At 69.6% G+C, this 260-nt stretch carries 1 protein-coding gene; it reads right to left on the bottom strand.

Translation table 11 applies throughout. The annotated features are described in order from the left end of the window. The coding region (locus ACSNOK_RS34875) for a flagellar basal body P-ring protein FlgI (RefSeq protein WP_436784715.1) at positions 1 to 260 on the bottom strand (260 nt) is incomplete at both ends.

The raw sequence follows: 260 nt of genomic DNA, 5'->3' as shown, positions 1-260 counted from the left end.
GTGCTGATGGTGATGGCCAGGTTGCCGTGGGCGATGGCGCAGGGGCCCAGGGTCACGGCCTGGTTGAGCACGATGGAGCCCGTGCGTGCGTTGATCACGACCTTGGCCGAGGGCTTGGAGGTCTCGATCGGCATCTCCTGGATCTCGGCAATCAAGCGCACGCGCGATCCCGGGTCCTGGGGCGCGGATACGCGCACGGTGCGCCCGTCCAGCGCCTGCGCCACGCCCTGGCCCATGCGCTGGTTGATGGCGCGCACCAC

This window comes from Streptomyces sp. URMC 126, from assembly GCF_051386555.1.
Taxonomy (GTDB): Bacteria; Actinomycetota; Actinomycetes; order Streptomycetales; family Streptomycetaceae; genus Streptomyces.
The sequence above is the reverse complement of the archived record's forward strand: the minus strand, read 5'-3'. Positions and strand labels throughout refer to the sequence as shown.